Consider the following 17158-nt stretch of genomic DNA (forward strand, 5'->3'; position numbering starts at 1 on the left):
CATCTGACGGCTTCCGGCTCACCCCGGGCGCATCTAAGCAAGGAGTTCCGATGAGCCAGCACGACGAACACACCGATCACACCGCGCACGACAATCACGCGAGCGCGGCCGCGATGGAGCATGACCACGCGGCAATGAACCACGACCCGGCTGCACCACACGAGCACGGCGGTCATGAGGGTCACGGCGGTCATGGCGGCCACGGGGATCATGTGGGGCAGTTCCGGCGCCTGTTCTGGATCATGCTGCTCCTCGCGGTGCCGGTGGTCGGGTTCTCCACGATGTTCTCGATGCTGCTCGGATACCCACTGCCAGACGCCGCCTGGGTCGCGTGGATCTCCCCGGTTCTCGGAACCGTCATGTACGTGTGGGGCGGGGCCCCGTTCCTCACCGGCGCGGTGAGTGAGCTCCGTGCACGCAAGCCCGGAATGATGCTGCTGATCGCCCTCGCGATCACGGTCGCATTCCTCGCGTCATGGGGCGCGAGCCTGGGCCTGCTGCATCATGAACTGGACTTCTGGTGGGAGCTGGCGCTGCTGATTGTGATCATGCTGCTCGGTCACTGGATCGAGATGCGATCCCTCGCTCAGACGACATCAGCGCTGGATTCCCTGGCCGCTCTCCTGCCAGACGAGGCGGAAAAGGTCGAGGGCGACTCGACGGTCACTGTCGCGCCCGCTGACCTGCTCGTCGGGGACGTGGTGGTGGTGCGCCCCGGCGGGCGGGTCCCCGCTGACGGGCGGATCGTGCAGGGCTCGGCCAGCATGGACGAGTCGATGATCACCGGAGAATCCCGGCCCGTTCGCCGCAGCGACGGCGACCAGGTCATCGCCGGCACCGTCGCGACCGACTCCGGTGTGCGGGTGGAGATCACCGCGATCGGCGAGGACACTGCTCTCGCAGGTATCCAGAAGCTGGTGACCGAGGCGCAGAGCTCGTCGTCGCGGGCGCAACGGCTCGCTGACAAAGCTGCCGGGTGGTTGTTCTGGTTCGCGCTCGGCGCTGCCGCGATCACCGCGATCGTCTGGACGGTTGTCGGCATGCCCGACGCCGCGGTGATCCGCACGATCACCGTGCTGGTGATCGCGTGCCCGCACGCTCTGGGCCTGGCGATCCCGCTCGTTGTGTCGATCGCGACGGAGCGGGCGGCTCGTGGGGGTGTGCTGATCAAGGATCGTCTCGCGTTGGAGAGTATGCGCACCGTCGACACCGTCTTGTTCGACAAGACCGGCACTCTCACCAAGGGCACCCCCGCCGTCACCGCGATCGACCCCGTGTCCGGCACCGATTCTGACCAGCTGTTGGCCTGGGCCGCTGCCGCGGAAGCCGACTCTGAGCACCCGCTCGCTCGCGCGATCGTCAACGCGGCGAAGGAGAAGAACCTCACGGTCCCTGCCTCGTCCGACTTCGAGTCCTCGCCGGCGGTCGGGGTCCGTGCGCGTGTCGATGGGCACATCGTGCAGGTCGGTGGGCCGTACATGCTCGAGCAGGAGAACGCCCAGGAGCTGGCGGTTGCCGATGAGTGGCGCAATGAGGGTGCGATCATCCTCCACGTCCTCGTCGACGGTCAGGTCGCGGGCGCACTGCGATTGGCGGATGAGATCCGCTCAGAGTCGCGTCATGCCGTCGAGGCCCTCCACGAGCGGGGCGTGCAAGTCGTCATGATCACCGGTGATGCCGACGCGGTGGCCGCCTCCGTGGCGGGCGAGCTGGGTATCGACCGGTACTTCGCCGGAGTGCGACCGGAGGACAAGGCCTCGAAGGTGAAAGAACTGCAGGGCGAGGGCCGCAAGGTCGCGATGGTCGGAGACGGTGTGAACGACGCCCCCGCGCTCGCGCAAGCGGACGTCGGTATCGCGATCGGCGCGGGAACGGACGTCGCGATCGCCTCGGCCGGGGTCATCCTCGCCAGCGACGACCCCCGGTCTGTCCTGTCGGTGATCGAACTGTCACGGGCCAGCTACCGGAAGATGAAGCAGAACCTCTGGTGGGCCGCCGGCTACAACCTGCTCTCCGTCCCCCTCGCGGCCGGCGTGCTCGCCCCCATCGGGTTCGTGCTCCCGATGTCCGTGGGGGCCGTGCTGATGTCCCTGTCGACCATCGTCGTCGCGCTCAACGCGCAGCTGCTGCGCCGGCTGGATCTCCGCCCGGACGCAGTAGCGGGTAAGTAGCAAGAAACGGTCAGGGTGACGGACGTAGGCTGAGGAGAACGGGAGGTGGGTATGTCGCTGATCAACGTCGCACAACGGGTGCGCGGACCGCGCACGCTCACCCATACCGTCTTGGCCGTTCTCGCGGTCGCCGTGGGGGTCATCGCCGGTCTGCTGGCGATGCACTCCTTCAACTCGCACGCGACAACTGCCGGCCACCACGACACCGTCGCTGTCAGCACGCAGGCCGATGTATCTGCCCATCACCACGACACGTCCGAAGCCGCCGCCGTGCCGGACTCACCGACAGCGGATGCGGGATGCGCGACGTGTGGGGGCGGGGACCCGATGACGTGGATGGCGTGCGTCCTCGCGCTCCTGGTCGGCACGATCCTGCTTGGGCGGATCGGGCTCGGCTGGCGGCACGCGACACTGATCGCAATACTTACGGCCGCGACCATACGCTGGCCCGCCCGTGCCCACGCCCTTCCGCCACCGCCTTCTCTCACGGTTCTCTGCATCAGTCGCACGTGATGGCGCGCTAGCCCGCTCTGCGGGCACGCACCCCTGGCACCGGCAATAGCCGGGCCTAATCACCGACCCTTGGAGAACACTCATGAAGATTCGACCCGCGGCCATCGCCGCACTCACCCTCACTGCCCTGCTCGCCCTCACGGGCTGCGTCGTCACGACCGGCTCCGATAACGGCATGGACGGCATGGACCACGGCAGCGGCTCCTCCGCATCCGCCGACGCGAACGCCGACGACGTCATGTTCGCCCGCATGATGAAGGAGCACCACGAGCAGGCCATCGAGATGTCCGATCTCCTGCTCAGCAAGGACGGTGTCGATGAGCGCGTCGTCGCCCTCGCGGAAGAGATCAAGGCCGCTCAGGAGCCCGAGATCCAGAAGATGGATCAGTGGCTCGAAGACTGGGACGCGGACATGGGCAACATGGGTGGCATGGACCATGGCGACGGCATGATGTCCGAAGAAGACATGCAGGCCCTCGAAGATGCCACCGGTCCCGATGCAGGGCGTCTGTTCCTCGAGCAGATGATCCAGCACCACGAGGGCGCTGTCGACATGGCACAAGAAGAAGTCGACAACGGTCAAAACAGCGACGCCATCGCACTCGCTGAGACGATCATCGACACGCAAACCGACGAGATCGCCACCATGAAGGAGATCCTCGCAACTCTGTGATCCCCGGGGTGGGGTGCGGGGCTCCCGCACCCCACCTCGTGATCTGTTGCGCACACCATCATGCGAACCCTCAAGAAGCTCACGTTGCCCACTTTTCGACAGCGACACCGAGCGGCACTCACGCTCTCCACAACGATCGCGGCCAGCATTGTGCTGGCCGGCTGCACGGCACCCGCCGAGCCCACCACCGGGCACGACCACGCCGCGTCCATCAGCCACGTCCACGCGATCGTGCCTAACCCCTCCGAGGACGGATACCTCCTGGGTGCCCATGACGGGATCTACACGGCCACACCGGATGGGGAGGTCGGCTCGCGTATCGAGACGACCGACTTCGACGCAATGGGCCTCATCACTGTCGGTGATGCTCTCCTCGCGTCCGGGCATCCCGGACCGACCACGGCCCCAGAACTCGGCTCCCCCAACCTCGGAATCATCCGGAGCGACGACAGCGCCAGATCTTGGACGCCTGTCTCATTCACCGACGAGAAAGACTTCCACGTGCTTGCCGTCGGGAAGAACGACACCCTCTACGGGATCGCCTCGGACTCTGCGGAGCTCCTCCGCACTGACGACCTCGGTGAGACCTGGTCGGCGGTCGGAGAAATTCTGGCGTTCAGCCTCGTCATCGACAGTGAAGGGCAACTGATCGCCGCCACCCCAGACGGGGTGCAAATCAGCACTGATGAGGGCACCACTTTTACACCTCTGAACGAGGCGCCTGCGCTCTATCTACTCGCCGTGTCACCTGACGGCAAACGGCTTGTCGGTGTCGGTCGCGGCGGACAGATCTGGGCCAGCACAGGATCCAAAGCCGAGTGGGTTCCAGCCGGCGTCACTCATGGCTCCGCGCAAGCGCTCGCGACCACGAACGACGGTGACATCTTGGTCTTCGATGACAGCGGCCTGGCGGCAATAGCCAAGTAAACGAGAGGACGATATCTCCAGCGAAAGACGCTCACCTGTCCCGCTACACGCCGAAACTGTCTGCCGATACGAGGTTTCGGCGAACCATAGCGGCACGCCTCAAGCGCCGACTAACTGCTGCTGCCGCAAACGATCGTTTTCGGCGGGTGTCTTCTTAGTTCGGTGAAAGTGAAGGAGTTCCGATGGGAACCGTTCGTCGCTCTGCATCCACCGGTCGTTTCGTCTCCAAGGCCGCTGCGGCCCGCTGGCCCGGAAAGACCACCACCGAACGTGTCGGTTCCGGCACGAGCAACTCGACCACGGTGCACCGCTCCGCGTCGTCGGGCCGGTTCGTCACCGAATCGACCGCCAACCGCAACCTGGGCGGCACGATCAGCCAGCGCGTCTAATCGAACCTGAGGGCCTGCACGTGCACACGTGCAGGCCCTCGTTGTGTGAGGCGAGGGCCTGCAGAACCCCGTCGATGGCGGTCAGTAGTTCACCTTGTCGATGACGAGGTTCCCGTCGAGCATCTCGTGCGGGACGGGTCCGACACTGGGGAGCGGGATGGTCAGTCTCGCGAGGTCGGCGTCCGCAACGGTCTCCGCGGCCGCCAGGGCGTGAGCGCCCGGGACGGCAACGCCGACCGGCATCTCAATGTCTGCCGCAGCGCCGGAGCCGGCAATGTTCACCCGGAACCCGGCGGCGAGTACTGTTCACCCAAGGCTAGTGGGGGAGCTTTCCCATCGTTTGTTCAAGTCTGGCCTTGCGTTGCCTAGACCGTGCGACGGAAGCCGGTGGAGTCCCGAGTGACGCCGGGCGACCAACGATGCGGTTTTCGCTTCACGTCGGGCCACTCGTGATCAGATCGAACGATATCCGGTCCGCGCCGGTGTGTCGGAAGCCCGTCGAAGCCGACCGGGCTGATCCTGGGCGCAGGCGACGAAGATGTGCCTACCGGCACTCCGCCTCCCTCCGGGAGTGATGATGAAGCCAGCTGAGATCGCACGGATGATCGCTCGTCGACGGTTCTCGAAAGAGTCGGAGCTGCACTGGGTGCCGCGTGATCATCGTTCGGAGACTGGCTATGCGAACAACACCTCGTTCGCACCGGTCGACCGAAGTCTCGGCCGTTTGGATTGGTCGATCATCGACCCCATGAAGGTTCGAGTATCGAAGGGCGCCAGCCACTTCTTCACGGGATCTGAGTACTTCTGGACCCGCACCCGCAGTCACGTCTGGTGCGAGTCTCAGTTCGAGCGCGACGAGCTGATGTGGCTCGATTTTGGCGGACAGGTCGAAAGGGTGTGGTCGCAGCCGTTTGGCGTGGTGTTCGGCGTCCGCTCGCCGATGGCCGGTCATTGGCATGTGCCGGATTTCCTGTTGCAGATGTCGGACGGCTCTTATGCCGTTCGGGACGTGAGGCCAGAGGAACTCATCGACGAGTATGCGCAACTGCAGTTCGATGAGACGGCGCGAGTTTCGGCAACGCTCGGCTGGCACTATCAGGTGCTTTCCGGCCACAGCCTTCATGCGACCCGCGTGGTCGAATGGTTGTCGGCGTCGCGTCATGACCGCTGCAGGCCGCCTGCTGCCTTCGAAGACAGGATCCTCGAGGCGGCAACTCTCGGCAAGACTCGCCGGGAGTTATGCGAGCTGGCATCACCAGATTGCCCACCTCTTGCTTGCGCTTGGATTGACAACCTCGCCTGGCGCAGGCTGCTCGAGCTCGATCTTTCGGCGGTCTTCAACAGCAACACGCTACTGACTAGCGCCCATCGGGAGAGAACGGACGCGATCGGTGTCTGACGAGAAGAAGCTGAAGCTCGGAGACACTTTCGACATTGACGGAGAGAGCTGGGTCTGGGTCCACATCATCCCTGGCCTAGAGGTGAAGCTCCGATCTGAGACCGCACCCCACCGACACCTGATCATGTCCGTAGACGAGTTCCTGCTCCAGGCCGGAACAGCCCAACGGGATCGCATCGTATCTCTTCGGCCGGACGGGGATGCATGGCCGACCGACGTTTGCGATATGGAAGCTCATCTCCTTGAGGCGTTCACGGGCAAGCCGATGAATCCGTTGGCCTCCGCTCCTCGGGCACAATATGACCCTGCGCTGACAACTCAGAACGCACGCGTTGACGCGAAGCTGCTCGAGCTAAAAGGCACTTCACTTGGGCGAGCGCGCAGCACCTTTCACCTCCTGTGGAAGACGTACCAGCAAGGCGGTGCAGCCGGACTGAATGCCCGCATGCATCGCAAGGGCGAGCAGCGACTCGCCATCAGCCGGGCAGATCCACGGCTGGTGACAATCATCGATCGATTCCTCGATCGTCAGACGGACAAGTCGACGAGCAGCAAACGCCGGTGCGCTGTCTTGGTGAGGCGAGCGCTCGAGACCACCTACCCCGGCGATCCTTTATGTGAGATCAAGGCTCGCACCCTCCAGGGCTACATCAACGAGCGGGCTGCCGGCCGTTACAGCTTCGACAAAGCGACCACCCGGCGAAACACCGACAACAGCCCCAAGCGTCAGTACTACTCCGGGGCTGCCTATCAACTTGGGGAGCGATGCGAGATCGATTCAACGAAACTCGACGTTCTCGTCTGGGATGAGAACAGTGAGTTCCGGCCGACACTCACCGTGCTTCTCGATGTCGCAAGCCGGGTACCGATCGCTTGGGCGATTCACGCGGACAGCCCCGGTGGATTCGACCATGCGCTCCTGCTCGCCCGGGCTGTCATCGGGCGCAAAGCCGTACCTGGTTCAGGAGCAGCCACCCTCGCAGGGTCAGCCACGTTGCCGTCCGACCTGATGAAGCAGGTGAACCCCTTCCTCACCGACGATTCTCTGGCTGTCCCTTGGATCTTCCCGCGATCGATCACTATCGATGGTGGAGCAGATTTTCGGTCCCGCACGTTCAGAGATGCCTGCAGTGCGTACGGAATCCACAGGGAACTTGCCCCCTCGAGAACACCGACGGTAAAACCACACGTTGAACGCAACTTCGGCACGCTCTCGACAGACTTCGCCGCATGGCTGGCTGGATTCGTGGGGAATTCCGTCGCCCATCGGGCCGCCAAAGACGACCCCACGCTCACCCTGGATTCGCTTCGCCTCATTTTCGACAGCTGGATAACGAATATCTACCTGAACAGGCCTCACCGTGGCTTGAAGTCGGTGAGGCATCCAGGGCGCATCTTCACCCCGAATCAGATGTACGCCGAACTGTTCGTTGTAGGACCCGGCGTTCCGGTGCCTTTCGGAGTTGAGGAGTACCTCGCGCTCTTGCCCACCGAACGACGCATGATCGGCCGTGCAGGGATCGAACTCCACAATCGCCGCTACGACTCACCCCATCTGGAAGATCTGCGCAATCGCTCCCTCACGGGCGCTGAACCGGGATCCGCGAAAGCCAGGAAATTCCCAGTGAGCTTCGACCCCTACAACGCCAATGCCGTCTGGGTGCGTCACCCAGAAACCGGTGTGTGGATCGAGTGCTGGGACATCGCTCTGCGGGAGAAGACAGCACCGATGGTCGCCGAGATCGACATGAAACTTCTTGCCCGATACCCCGACGCCGCGATCGACGATCCCGACCGCCGTCGCGAGTGGATTGATCGTGTCGAAAGTCGGGAACGAGGAGACAAACGGAAACGCACGCAGCACAAGCGAGAGCAACAGCGCCTCAAGGTCGAAGCTCAACGCGAGTCAGGCCCCTCGACAACGACACCGATCCCATTACGGCAATGGGCCAAACCCGTCGACATCAGCACCATCGATTGGACGTCCCCCGACATACATCTCGCGCAAGCAGAGGAGCTTGATTCATGAAGATCACCCCACTCGTCCTCCACCATGACCGCAAGACCAGCCTTGCAGGGCTTCGAGAAGCATTCGACGCCGAGCCCGCATCGCCGCCGAAGATCACCTTCCGGCAGTACGCAGATCTGGACAGTGAAGCCCGAGAGCTATACGACCAAGCTCGCGAAGATTTTCTCCGGCTGACGTTGAGGGTGAAGACACGCGAGCAAGCGGTCTGCGCTCGCATTCTGGAGGACCTCATCCGAATCAACCCTCGGCTGAAGAACTCGCGGCGCGGGCTGATGATATCCGCGCCGATGTTCTACGGCAAGACAGAGCTCGCTCTCCTGTTGGCTCGATCCGTGGAACGCAGACACGCAGCCCAACACCCCGACTACCTCAGAGACGGAGACGCACCGGTCGTCTGGGTGGAGATGACCGAACACTCGACCGGGAAAGCTCTCCTTGCCCAGATCGTGGAGTTTCTCGCCCCCACGATCGTTCTCCCCAAACAGATTGCCACCGACCGGCTGCGGAAGCTTGCCGTCGAAGCCCTCCATCGACATAACACGAAGCTGCTGGTGATCGACGAAGCGCACAAGCTTGGCGGGACTGAACCCTCCAGTGTCATCAAGGCTCTCCAGAATGAGTCCTGTGCGACCGTCGTCCTGGTTGGAATCAATCTCGACCAAGCATTCAAGACGGGCGACGGCCTGCAAGTCAGCGCACGCTGCGACTTCGTCACACTCGACAAGATCGACCCCGCCGTCCAGAAGGACTTCGAACAATGGATCAAATGGGTCGCCACCTTCGACAGCTTCCTACCACTATGCGGGCACGTCCACGGCCTTCTCACCCGTAACGCCGGCACGCTAGTCCACGCCGCCGACGGGAAACTCGCCGTTCTCGCGATGATCGTGGACCGCCTAGTCGCGTCCATCTTGCGCGACGAATCGCGCACCTCGGAGACCGTAACCCGCGAGCGACTCTTCGGGGTTCTCGACACTCTCCGGCGCACCACGCTCAACACACACAACGTCACCCTTGACGACTTGGTGGACGCCGCATGATCAGCACGCAGGCGTGGGCGAAACGACCCAAGTGGCATCATCTTGAGACGCCACGCTCCTACGCGCAGCGGCAATGCCACGCCGCAGGAGTGCCGTTCGATTTCGCCGAGAGGGCATTGACCAGCCGAGCGCAACCGAACATCCACCGCGTCTGGATCGACGATGAAGCGGCCGCTCGGACGGTCGAGGCGACGGCAGGGCGCCCGGGCGGTCATTACCTCCGCATGAAACGTCTAGCGCAACCGGACTCCACACGGGCCTACCCGCAGCGCTTCCTGTGCCGCCTATGCAGCGCCGGGGAGACGATCGAGCAGATTCCCCACGATCGGGAAAACTTCTGTCTCCGACACCCGGGGCAGATGGTGTGGGTCGGTCCCGGAACCGAACTCGATACCCAGGTGATCGTTCCCTTCGATCCCACGCTTCGGAAAGCGGAACTCTCCTTCCGTCGACTCGTCGTTACTGGTCGGGTCACCACGCAACTGCACAGTCAAGTGTGGGCCATGGTGCGCGACAACGACACGCTCTCCGCCCAGAACGGAGAGACCAGGCAGAATCCGTCCTTGATGAGCGCGGTACGCGAGATCGATCGCCGCGCACATTTGTACCGCGCGACGGTGCGCGTTCTGCAGATCTTGTCCAATCGTTCGCACTGCGCACGATGGCGCACTCAGACGGCGGCAGATCTACGACTCGACATCAACACAACGTTGGGCCTCGCCAACAGCGACATCCTCGTCGAACGGGTGATTCTCTGGCTCCGACCCCTCCGCCGCCACACCATCCCCACGAAGTTCCGCCCCCTGGAAGCCGCCCGCGACACCGTCGACGTCCCCCGCATCCTCGACGCCACCGCCAACTACCCGCTATGGATCCTCCGACACCCGAAAGCCATCTCCGAATGGGACTGGGATCGCAACCCGCCCACCCGAGACCCCTGGTCCGGAGTCGATGTCTCCCACAAAGCCTGGTGGTTATGCGAAGAGGGGCACTCCTGGGAAGCAAGCCCCCACGTGCGAGGCTTTGCCGAGACGAACTGCTCATACTGCATCGGCATGGACTTCTGGCCTGGACATACCGACCTCGGCACCCTGCGGCCAGACATCGCCGCGGAATGGGACACCACCCTAGGAGCCAACCGCGGGGACCCCCATCACGTCAGCGTCACCTCCGCCCGAAAAATCAACTGGCGGTGTGCGGCTCGGGAGCACACTTGGCCTGCCCAGGTGCGCTCCCGCACCACGTTAGAAAGCGGCTGCCCCTATTGCGCCGGTAGCCGGGCGATACCGGGCGAAACAGACTTAGCCACACTTCACCCAGGCCTTGCAACAGAATGGGACTACCAACGCAACGACAGTTCCATCACTCCGGAGACAGTCACCCCCGGATCAGACCGTGTCGTCTGGTGGCACGGCCCCTGCGACCACAGCTGGGACGCGGCTGTCGGCAACCGCTGCTCAGGACACGGGTGCCCGTACTGCTCCAACCAACGCACCCTCGCCGGCTTCAACGACCTCGCCACCACCCACCCTCAACTCGCCGAACAGTGGGACCACGTGAACTCCAAGACTCCTTGCGAGGTCACCGCGGGTTCGGATTTCCCCGCAGTATGGCGTTGCGCGCTGGGTCACACGTGGGAACTCCCCGTCTGGGGCCGCACGACGGACAAGACGGGCTGCCCCGTGTGCGCGAATCGCGTCGTCTTGGCAGGATTCAATGACCTGGGAACTCTCGACCCTCACTTGGCTTCGGAATGGGACCACAAACCAGGCGCGAACGACCGGACACCGTCCGAAGTGACCGTCAGCAGCCAATACGAAGCCCGATGGAGCTGCGTGAAGGGTCACACCTGGCCAGCGACAGTCGCCAACCGACACGCCGGCTCAGGTTGCCCCTCATGCTCCGGCCGCGTTGCCATCCCGGGTACAACCGACCTCGCAACGCTTCGGCCAGACATCGCCGCTCAATGGGATCCCAGCAACGACTGCTCACCGAATCAGGTCACAGTCTCATCCCACGTGAAGGTGTCATGGATCTGCCATCGCAACCACTCGTGGCCGGCGACCGTCAAGAATCGAACGTGCGGCCACGGCTGCCCCTACTGCGCAGGAAAGCTGCCCATCCCTGGCGAGAACGACCTTGCGACTCTGCGCCCCGACCTCGCCAAGCAATGGGACCCAGCGAACACCCTCTCTCCTACCGAGGTCACCGTCGGGTCGGGTCGAAAAGTCATGTGGATCTGTGCGTGCGGATATTCGTGGCCGTCCAAGATTCAGACCAGAACCCGCAGACCTCACGCCCACTGCCCCGAATGTCGCAAGTAGCAACAGGACCCGATGCGAACCTCGTCTGGGCTTATTGACCTGTGGCGCTGAGTCCTCCTCGAACACAGCGCTAGCTCACAGTCTGACGCTGACGCTGACGCGAGCGAATCGGGATAGATCGAGAGACTCGAGCTCCCGATTCGATCACTGACGAAAGCACCCCGGATCGGCGAGCACGTTCCCCTCGTTAGACGAGCTCACTCACCAGCTGCTCGATTCGCGCCTTGATGTCGTCACGGATGGGGCGCACAGCGTCGATGCCCTGGCCGGCGGGGTCGTCGAGCTTCCAGTCCTCGTAGCGCTTGCCGGGGAAGAACGGGCAAGCGTCGCCGCATCCCATCGTGATGACGACGTCGGAGGCCTGCACGGCCTCGGTCGTCAGGATCTTGGGCTGCTCGGCGGTGATGTCGATCCCGAGTTCATTCATCGCTTCGACGGCGGTCGGGTTGATCTGGTCGGCGGGCATGGAGCCGGCGGAGCGGACTTCGATGCGGTCGCCGGCGATATCGCGGAGAAAGCCTGCGGCCATCTGCGAGCGTCCGGCGTTGTGGACGCAGACGAAGAGAACGGAGGGCTTGGTGGTCGTGTCAGTCATGGTTGCTCCTGGTGCGAGGGGTTGGTCAAGGGAGAAGGTCTTCGACGAGCGCGCGCACGCGGCCGGCGATGTCGTCACGGATGGCTTCGACACCGTCACGCGATGCGAGAGCAGGATCGCCGACTGCCCAGTCGTCGTAACGGACGCCGGGGATGATCGGGCAGACATCTCCGCAGCCCATCGTGATGACGACGTCCGCCGCACGGACGGCATCATCGGTGAGCGGCTTCGGAAAGCGCTCGACGGCAGCGTCACCTTCGATCTCGGCGAGAATCGACCGGACGTGAGGATGGATGACGTCGGCAGGAGCCGATCCTGCCGAGCGAGCCACGACCTTGCCGCCCGCCAGCTTGTTGACGAGCGCGGCGGCGAGCTGCGAACGCCCCGCGTTGGCGACACAGACGAAGAGCACCTGGGGCACAGCAGAGTCGCGGTCCCGTGTGAGGTCGGCGAGTCGCTGACGTGCGAAGCGTTCGGTCAGTGGCACGAGTGCTGAGGTGACTCGCGCGGTGCGGGCGAGGGCGGTGTAGGACTCGCGGACGATGGTGAGCACGACATTGGGGTCGAGCTCGGGGACCTCTGCCGCGAGTTCATCTGCGAGATGGGTCACCCGCGCGTCGAAGTCGGGCCGCGGCTCATCGCGGCCGTCAGAGACACTCCACGGTGCGAGCGTCGCGGGCGCGAAGGATTCCAGCAGTGCCGTAACGGCGCTGCGCCGGTTCGGGTTGATCCGATACCAGACCCAGGTTCCACGCCGCTCCGAGGTGAGGACATCGACGTCCTTGAGCACCTTCAGATGGTGAGAGACCGTCGGCTGGGAAACCTCGGCGAGCTCGGCGAGATCGCAGACGCACGACTCCCCTCGAGGGTCGGATGCGATGGCAGACAGCATCCGAAGACGGAGCGGATCCGACAGCGCCTTCAGAGTAGAGGCGACCGAGGTGGCCGCATCGACGCCAATGGCGTGGCTGGCGACGGGACTGCAGGTGTCACCCTGGGTGGTCAGCACGGCGTTCATGTCTACATCCTTTCAGCGGTGAATGGATCGGTGTGGAACCAGCGTCGGGCTGCCCAGAGCGAGACATAGACCAGTCCGACGAGAACAGGCACTTCGATGAGCGGGCCGACGACCCCGGCAAGGGCCTGGCCGGAGGTCGCGCCGAAGGTGCCGATGGCGACGGCGATGGCGAGCTCGAAGTTGTTGCCCGCTGCAGTGAAGGCCAGCGTCGACGAGCGGGCGTATCCGAGCCCCAGCGCCTTGCCCGTGAAGAGGCCGATAAACCACATGATCCCGAAGTACGCCAGCAACGGGAGTGCGATCCGAGCGACGTCCCAGGGGCGGCTGGTGACCTGTTCGCCCTGGAGCGCGAACAGCAGCACGATGGTGAAGAGGAGACCGTAGAGGGCCCAGGGGCCGATCTTCGGGATGAAGCGGTCTTCGTACCAGTCGCGTCCCTTCGTCCGCTCCCCGATGAAGCGGGAAGCGAATCCGGCGACGAGGGGTATGCCGAGGAAGATCAGCACGTTCAGCGCGATCTGCCAGACCGAGATCTCGAGCCCTTGGGAGTCGAGGCCGAGCCAGCCCGGGAGAACCGTCAGGTAGAACCAGCCGAGCAGCGAGAAGGCGAAGACCTGGAACACCGAGTTGATGGCGACGAGCACTGCCGCGGCCTCGCGGTCGCCACATGCGAGGTCGTTCCAGATCACGACCATGGCGATGCAGCGGGCGAGGCCGACGATGATGAGCCCGGTGCGGTACTCAGGTAGGTCCGGGAGGAGAGCCCAGGCGAGAACGAACATGAGCGCTGGTCCGACGAGCCAGTTGAGCACCAAAGAGGAGATGAGCAGCTTCTTGTCTCCGGTGACAGCGGCGACCTTGTCGTAGCGGACCTTGGCGAGAACCGGGTACATCATCACCAGTAGGCCGAGGGCGATGGGAATCGAGATTCCACCGACCTCGAGGTCGGCTAGGAGACCGGAGACTCCGGGGACGAAGCGACCGATGACGATGCCGCCGACCATGGCGAGACCGATCCAGAGCGGCAACCAGCGGTCGAGGGTCGACAGACGACGCGTGGCGGTCGGGACGGTAGTGGGTGCGGTGGCGGTGCTCATGCGAGGAGAGCCTCCATCTTCGTGGCGATGATGGGCTTCGGGTGGGCGCCGATGAGTGTGTCGACCCGCGTGCCTCCTGTATAGAACCCGAGTGTGGGAATGGACGTGACACCGACTGCGGTCACCGTCTCAGGGTTCTGGTCGGCGTCGAGCTTGACGATCTTCACACGGCCGTCGTACTCGGCGGCAAGCTGATCCAGAAGGGGTGCGACCTGCTTGCACGGCCCGCACCAGGTGGCCCAAATGTCGACGACGACGGGGATCTCGGAGTCGATGACCTCGGCCTGGAAGGTGGCATCGGTGACAGTGATGGGCGCGCTCATGCGAAGACCTCCTCGGTCTCGGTCTGTACCGATGCGGTCTCGTCGAGCGACGCGAGGTAGTGCTGGGCGTCTTGTGCTGCGGCGCATCCGGTGCCTGCGGCGGTGATTGCCTGACGGTAGGTGTGGTCGACCAGATCACCCGCGGCGAAGACCCCCGCGAGGTTCGTGCGCGTGGACGGATGCTCGACGAGCACGTAGCCGTCGGAATCCGTATCGACGAGGCCGGCGACGATCTCGGAGCGCGGGTCATGGCCGATGGCGACGAAGACTCCAGTGGCCGAGATCGTCCGCTCGGCGCCTGTGACGGTGTCGCGTAGCGTGACGGCTTCGACCTTCTCGGCGCCCACGAGGCCGGCGACCTCGCTGTTCCAGGCGACCTCGATCTTGGGATGGTCGAGCACACGCTGCGCCATGATCTTCGAGGCCCGGAACTCGTCACGGCGGTGCACGACGGTGACCTTCGACGCGAAGCGGGTGAGGAACAGTGCCTCCTCCATCGCAGAGTCTCCGCCGCCGACGACGACGATCTCCTGCTCACGGAAGAAGAAGCCGTCACAGGTGGCGCACCAGGAGACGCCGTGACCGGTGAGTCGATCCTCGTCCGGCAAGCCGAGCTTGCGATAGGCGGAGCCCATCGTGAGCACGACGGCACGGGCGAGGAAGGTCTCCCCAGCTCCGGTCTCGACCGTTTTGATGGTCGCGTCGAGGTCGACGCGGACGGCGTCGTCAAGGAGGATCCGGGCACCGAAGCGCTCAGCCTGAGCGCGCATCGACTCCATCAGGTCAGGCCCCTGCACGCCGTCGACGAAACCGGGGAAGTTCTCCACCTCGGTCGTGGTCATCAGCGCGCCGCCTGCCGTCACAGAACCGGCGAGGACCACAGGAGCAAGACCTGCACGCGCGGCGTAGACCGCGGCGGTGTAGCCCGCAGGCCCGGACCCGATGATAACTAGCTCAACCTCTTGAATCGACATGTGTCTATATTGACATCCGTCGATACTGCGTGCAACCGCTGATGACGGAGTTCACCTGCTCTTCGCCTGGCGAACAGATCATGCCGGTGGAGCATTCGAGACAGTCATGAACCAGAGGACCCCAGATACCCCTGCCCAAGACAGTTCTGTTCATATGCAAGCACAATGCGGGGCGCTCCCAGCTCGGCGCCCATCTCCTGACACACATCGGCGATGGGCGACTTGTCGCGACGAGTGCGGGAATCACCCCCTCCGAGACGATCAACCCAGCCGTCGCGGCAACGCTGCACGAGCTCGGAATCGACACGTCAGCGGCCACGCCCCGGGCCGTGACAGTGGATGATCTCAACACGTCCGATGTCGTGGTCTTGATGTAACCGGGCCTCCCGCTGCCGGGCGCGGTGCACGGAGAGCTGGTCGAGTGGTCATTCCCCGACCCCTCCAACTGGGATGCCGACGGCGTCCGCGAACTCCGCGACGCCATCGACGCGAAGGTACGTGGTCTGGCAGCTGTTCTCGTCGGCTAACGTCTTGTATCGATTGTCTGCGGCGTTCTCGCCGGAGCGGAAACCACCTATCCGCTTCCGATCCAGCCGATTCGCGCACGTGCATGTGACTCGACACGCTGGGAGCGTGCACGACCTCGTCACCTGGTGGGAACGTCCTCAGATCGCTCTGTACGTCGCCGTGATCGTCGCGGGTGTCGCGTTAGGCATGCTGGGCTCGGGTGCAGCGCACCCGCTCGTATTCGCCATCAGTTCCGACTCCGCCTGCTGCTGCACGCGACATTCCTCGGGGTCCTGTTCGGGGTGACCGGCCAGCAACCGCGTTAGACGGTGTGGGGCGCTTCCGGCAACGACAAAATGATGACTCCGACCAGATTCGCGGCAGGATCATCTGGATCGAGCAGGACTACGTCTGGATCTAGTCGCCTGACATCGACTCTGTGGCATCCGCGATGTCGACGCCGAGGGAGGCCTACCCTTCCGGCAAAGCCTCATCTATGCTGCCGCTCATGGATGAAACCGATGGCCAGCCACGGCCCCGCCCATGGCAAGCACAGCCATCCACCGATGTGATCGCAGCGTTCACTGTCGCCGTCACCAGATTGAACGCCGACGGGGACTTCATTGTTCGGGCGCTGACTGACCAGCTTCTCGCAGAGCGACCGATCGCGGATCAGGAAGAGCTGACGCCGCAGGAGATCAGCTATCTCATCTGGTCCAAGGCCTTCACGCCAGAGTCGCTCGAGAAGACATCGACTCTGGTTGCTCGCGGGGGTCTTGTAGTGAGTGCAGCGAGCACTCTTCTGACAAGCGTGCTTCAAACCATGTCCGCATCCGCAGCCGCTGCCTTCTTGAATATGGATGAGGAATCACTCTTCGCCGCTGCCGACCGTGGCGAGTTGTATATGGTCGATGTTGCGCAGTCCCGGCGTTTTCCGTCGTGGCAGTTCAGCCTCTCCTCGCCGGGGAAACTCCTGCCGCACCTAACCGAGATCATCGACATCGTGAAAGACAAGGGATGGATGTCGGTATCTGCTCTGATGGCGACGCCACAGTCAACCATGGTCACCGACGGGCAGCACAGCCCTGTGGAATGGTTCAGGCGTGGCGGCGATGTGGAAGCTCTGGCCCGGATCATCGAGGGTCAGAAGTGGCGATAGCGATCGTGGCAATGCAACGG

Annotated in this window: 17 protein-coding genes; 11 read left to right on the forward strand and 6 right to left on the reverse strand. The window is 63.8% G+C overall.

Annotated elements, in window-relative coordinates; genetic code table 11:
- The first annotated feature begins 50 nt into the window (after positions 1–50).
- The 5 genes from B2869_RS10215 to B2869_RS10235 all read left to right on the forward strand — a co-directional run bounded on the left by B2869_RS10215 (position 51) and on the right by B2869_RS10235 (position 4673).
- Complete coding sequence (locus B2869_RS10215; RefSeq protein WP_292765905.1) at positions 51–2171, forward strand: heavy metal translocating P-type ATPase; 2121 nt, start codon at positions 51–53, stop codon at positions 2169–2171.
- Positions 2172–2222: 51 nt separating this feature from the next.
- Entirely contained in the window at positions 2223–2684 is a 462-nt protein-coding gene (locus tag B2869_RS10220; RefSeq protein WP_275093821.1) for a DUF6153 family protein, read from the forward strand.
- A gap of 82 nt (positions 2685–2766) precedes the next feature.
- Positions 2767–3357: a DUF305 domain-containing protein gene (locus B2869_RS10225; protein WP_275093364.1), complete on the forward strand. Its 591-nt coding sequence runs from the start codon at positions 2767–2769 to the stop codon at positions 3355–3357.
- Positions 3358–3417: 60 nt separating this feature from the next.
- Positions 3418–4284, forward strand: coding sequence for a WD40/YVTN/BNR-like repeat-containing protein (locus B2869_RS10230; protein WP_275093363.1), 867 nt, complete (start codon positions 3418–3420; stop codon positions 4282–4284).
- 182 nt (positions 4285–4466) lie between these two features.
- Positions 4467–4673 (forward strand): ABC transporter ATP-binding protein, encoded by a 207-nt coding sequence (locus tag B2869_RS10235; protein WP_275093362.1) that lies wholly within the window; start codon positions 4467–4469, stop codon positions 4671–4673.
- Between the two features lie 81 nt (positions 4674–4754).
- Here B2869_RS10235 and B2869_RS10240 read toward each other — a convergent pair whose 3' ends face one another.
- Complete coding sequence (locus tag B2869_RS10240; protein WP_275093361.1) at positions 4755–4916, reverse strand: hypothetical protein; 162 nt, start codon at positions 4914–4916, stop codon at positions 4755–4757.
- Positions 4917–5250: 334 nt separating this feature from the next.
- Between B2869_RS10240 and B2869_RS10245 the strand changes: the two genes are divergently transcribed.
- The 4 genes from B2869_RS10245 to B2869_RS10260 are packed head-to-tail and all read left to right on the forward strand — an operon-like array spanning position 5251 to position 11465.
- Positions 5251–6072: a TnsA-like heteromeric transposase endonuclease subunit gene (locus tag B2869_RS10245; RefSeq protein ID WP_292765913.1), complete on the forward strand. Its 822-nt coding sequence runs from the start codon at positions 5251–5253 to the stop codon at positions 6070–6072.
- The gene (locus tag B2869_RS10250; protein WP_275093359.1) at positions 6065–8101 is read left to right on the forward strand and encodes a Mu transposase C-terminal domain-containing protein; all 2037 of its coding nucleotides are present in this window, start codon (positions 6065–6067) and stop codon (positions 8099–8101) included. The genes B2869_RS10245 and B2869_RS10250 overlap by 8 nt, the downstream gene beginning before the upstream one ends.
- Positions 8098–9141 (forward strand): TniB family NTP-binding protein, encoded by a 1044-nt coding sequence (locus B2869_RS10255; RefSeq protein WP_275093358.1) that lies wholly within the window; start codon positions 8098–8100, stop codon positions 9139–9141. The genes B2869_RS10250 and B2869_RS10255 overlap by 4 nt, the downstream gene beginning before the upstream one ends.
- Positions 9138–11465, forward strand: coding sequence for a zinc-ribbon domain-containing protein (locus B2869_RS10260; protein WP_292765916.1), 2328 nt, complete (start codon positions 9138–9140; stop codon positions 11463–11465). The genes B2869_RS10255 and B2869_RS10260 overlap by 4 nt, the downstream gene beginning before the upstream one ends.
- Positions 11466–11652: 187 nt before the next feature.
- Here the strand turns inward: B2869_RS10260 and B2869_RS10265 are convergent, their stop codons facing one another.
- Genes B2869_RS10265 through trxB form a run of 5 tightly spaced genes read right to left on the reverse strand, consistent with a single transcriptional unit; the run spans position 11653 to position 15472 of the window.
- Complete coding sequence (locus tag B2869_RS10265) at positions 11653–12060, reverse strand: arsenate reductase ArsC (RefSeq protein ID WP_029264080.1); 408 nt, start codon at positions 12058–12060, stop codon at positions 11653–11655.
- Positions 12061–12085: 25 nt separating this feature from the next.
- The gene (locus B2869_RS10270) at positions 12086–13078 is read right to left on the reverse strand and encodes a metalloregulator ArsR/SmtB family transcription factor (RefSeq protein WP_275093356.1); all 993 of its coding nucleotides are present in this window, start codon (positions 13076–13078) and stop codon (positions 12086–12088) included.
- A 2-nt stretch (positions 13079–13080) separates the two neighbouring features.
- Positions 13081–14175: an ACR3 family arsenite efflux transporter gene (gene arsB, locus B2869_RS10275; protein ID WP_275093355.1), complete on the reverse strand. Its 1095-nt coding sequence runs from the start codon at positions 14173–14175 to the stop codon at positions 13081–13083.
- Positions 14172–14498, reverse strand: a complete 327-nt coding sequence (gene trxA / locus B2869_RS10280) for a thioredoxin (RefSeq protein ID WP_292765925.1) — start codon at positions 14496–14498, stop codon at positions 14172–14174. The genes arsB and trxA overlap by 4 nt, the downstream gene beginning before the upstream one ends.
- The gene (gene trxB, locus B2869_RS10285) at positions 14495–15472 is read right to left on the reverse strand and encodes a thioredoxin-disulfide reductase (protein WP_275093353.1); all 978 of its coding nucleotides are present in this window, start codon (positions 15470–15472) and stop codon (positions 14495–14497) included. Before trxB ends, trxA begins: the two co-directional genes overlap by 4 nt.
- A gap of 152 nt (positions 15473–15624) precedes the next feature.
- Here trxB and B2869_RS10290 point away from each other — a divergent pair, with 152 nt between their 5' ends.
- Positions 15625–15849 (forward strand): low molecular weight phosphatase family protein, encoded by a 225-nt coding sequence (locus B2869_RS10290; RefSeq protein WP_275093820.1) that lies wholly within the window; start codon positions 15625–15627, stop codon positions 15847–15849.
- A gap of 638 nt (positions 15850–16487) precedes the next feature.
- Positions 16488–17138, forward strand: coding sequence for a hypothetical protein (locus tag B2869_RS10295; protein ID WP_275093352.1), 651 nt, complete (start codon positions 16488–16490; stop codon positions 17136–17138).
- Positions 17139–17158: the final 20 nt, after the last annotated feature.

Origin of the sequence: Microbacterium sp. UBA3486 (assembly GCF_002377845.1) — a bacterium.
Lineage (GTDB): Bacteria > Actinomycetota > Actinomycetes > Actinomycetales > Microbacteriaceae > Microbacterium > Microbacterium maritypicum_A.

What these genes read in the sequence shown, in the direction of transcription:
- B2869_RS10270 (WP_275093356.1), bottom strand. Translation starts at nt 13,078, where the DNA reads ATGAACGCCGTGCTGACCACCCAGGGTGACACCTGCAGTCCCGTCGCC.
- B2869_RS10220 (WP_275093821.1), top strand. Translation starts at nt 2,223, where the DNA reads ATGTCGCTGATCAACGTCGCACAACGGGTGCGCGGACCGCGCACGCTC.
- trxA (WP_292765925.1), bottom strand. Translation starts at nt 14,498, where the DNA reads ATGAGCGCGCCCATCACTGTCACCGATGCCACCTTCCAGGCCGAGGTC.
- arsB (WP_275093355.1), bottom strand. Translation starts at nt 14,175, where the DNA reads ATGAGCACCGCCACCGCACCCACTACCGTCCCGACCGCCACGCGTCGT.
- B2869_RS10225 (WP_275093364.1), top strand. Translation starts at nt 2,767, where the DNA reads ATGAAGATTCGACCCGCGGCCATCGCCGCACTCACCCTCACTGCCCTG.
- B2869_RS10255 (WP_275093358.1), top strand. Translation starts at nt 8,098, where the DNA reads ATGAAGATCACCCCACTCGTCCTCCACCATGACCGCAAGACCAGCCTT.
- B2869_RS10260 (WP_292765916.1), top strand. Translation starts at nt 9,138, where the DNA reads ATGATCAGCACGCAGGCGTGGGCGAAACGACCCAAGTGGCATCATCTT.
- B2869_RS10265 (WP_029264080.1), bottom strand. Translation starts at nt 12,060, where the DNA reads ATGACTGACACGACCACCAAGCCCTCCGTTCTCTTCGTCTGCGTCCAC.
- B2869_RS10295 (WP_275093352.1), top strand. Translation starts at nt 16,488, where the DNA reads ATGGATGAAACCGATGGCCAGCCACGGCCCCGCCCATGGCAAGCACAG.
- B2869_RS10245 (WP_292765913.1), top strand. Translation starts at nt 5,251, where the DNA reads ATGAAGCCAGCTGAGATCGCACGGATGATCGCTCGTCGACGGTTCTCG.
- trxB (WP_275093353.1), bottom strand. Translation starts at nt 15,472, where the DNA reads ATGTCGATTCAAGAGGTTGAGCTAGTTATCATCGGGTCCGGGCCTGCG.
- B2869_RS10215 (WP_292765905.1), top strand. Translation starts at nt 51, where the DNA reads ATGAGCCAGCACGACGAACACACCGATCACACCGCGCACGACAATCAC.
- B2869_RS10235 (WP_275093362.1), top strand. Translation starts at nt 4,467, where the DNA reads ATGGGAACCGTTCGTCGCTCTGCATCCACCGGTCGTTTCGTCTCCAAG.
- B2869_RS10240 (WP_275093361.1), bottom strand. Translation starts at nt 4,916, where the DNA reads ATGCCGGTCGGCGTTGCCGTCCCGGGCGCTCACGCCCTGGCGGCCGCG.
- B2869_RS10230 (WP_275093363.1), top strand. Translation starts at nt 3,418, where the DNA reads ATGCGAACCCTCAAGAAGCTCACGTTGCCCACTTTTCGACAGCGACAC.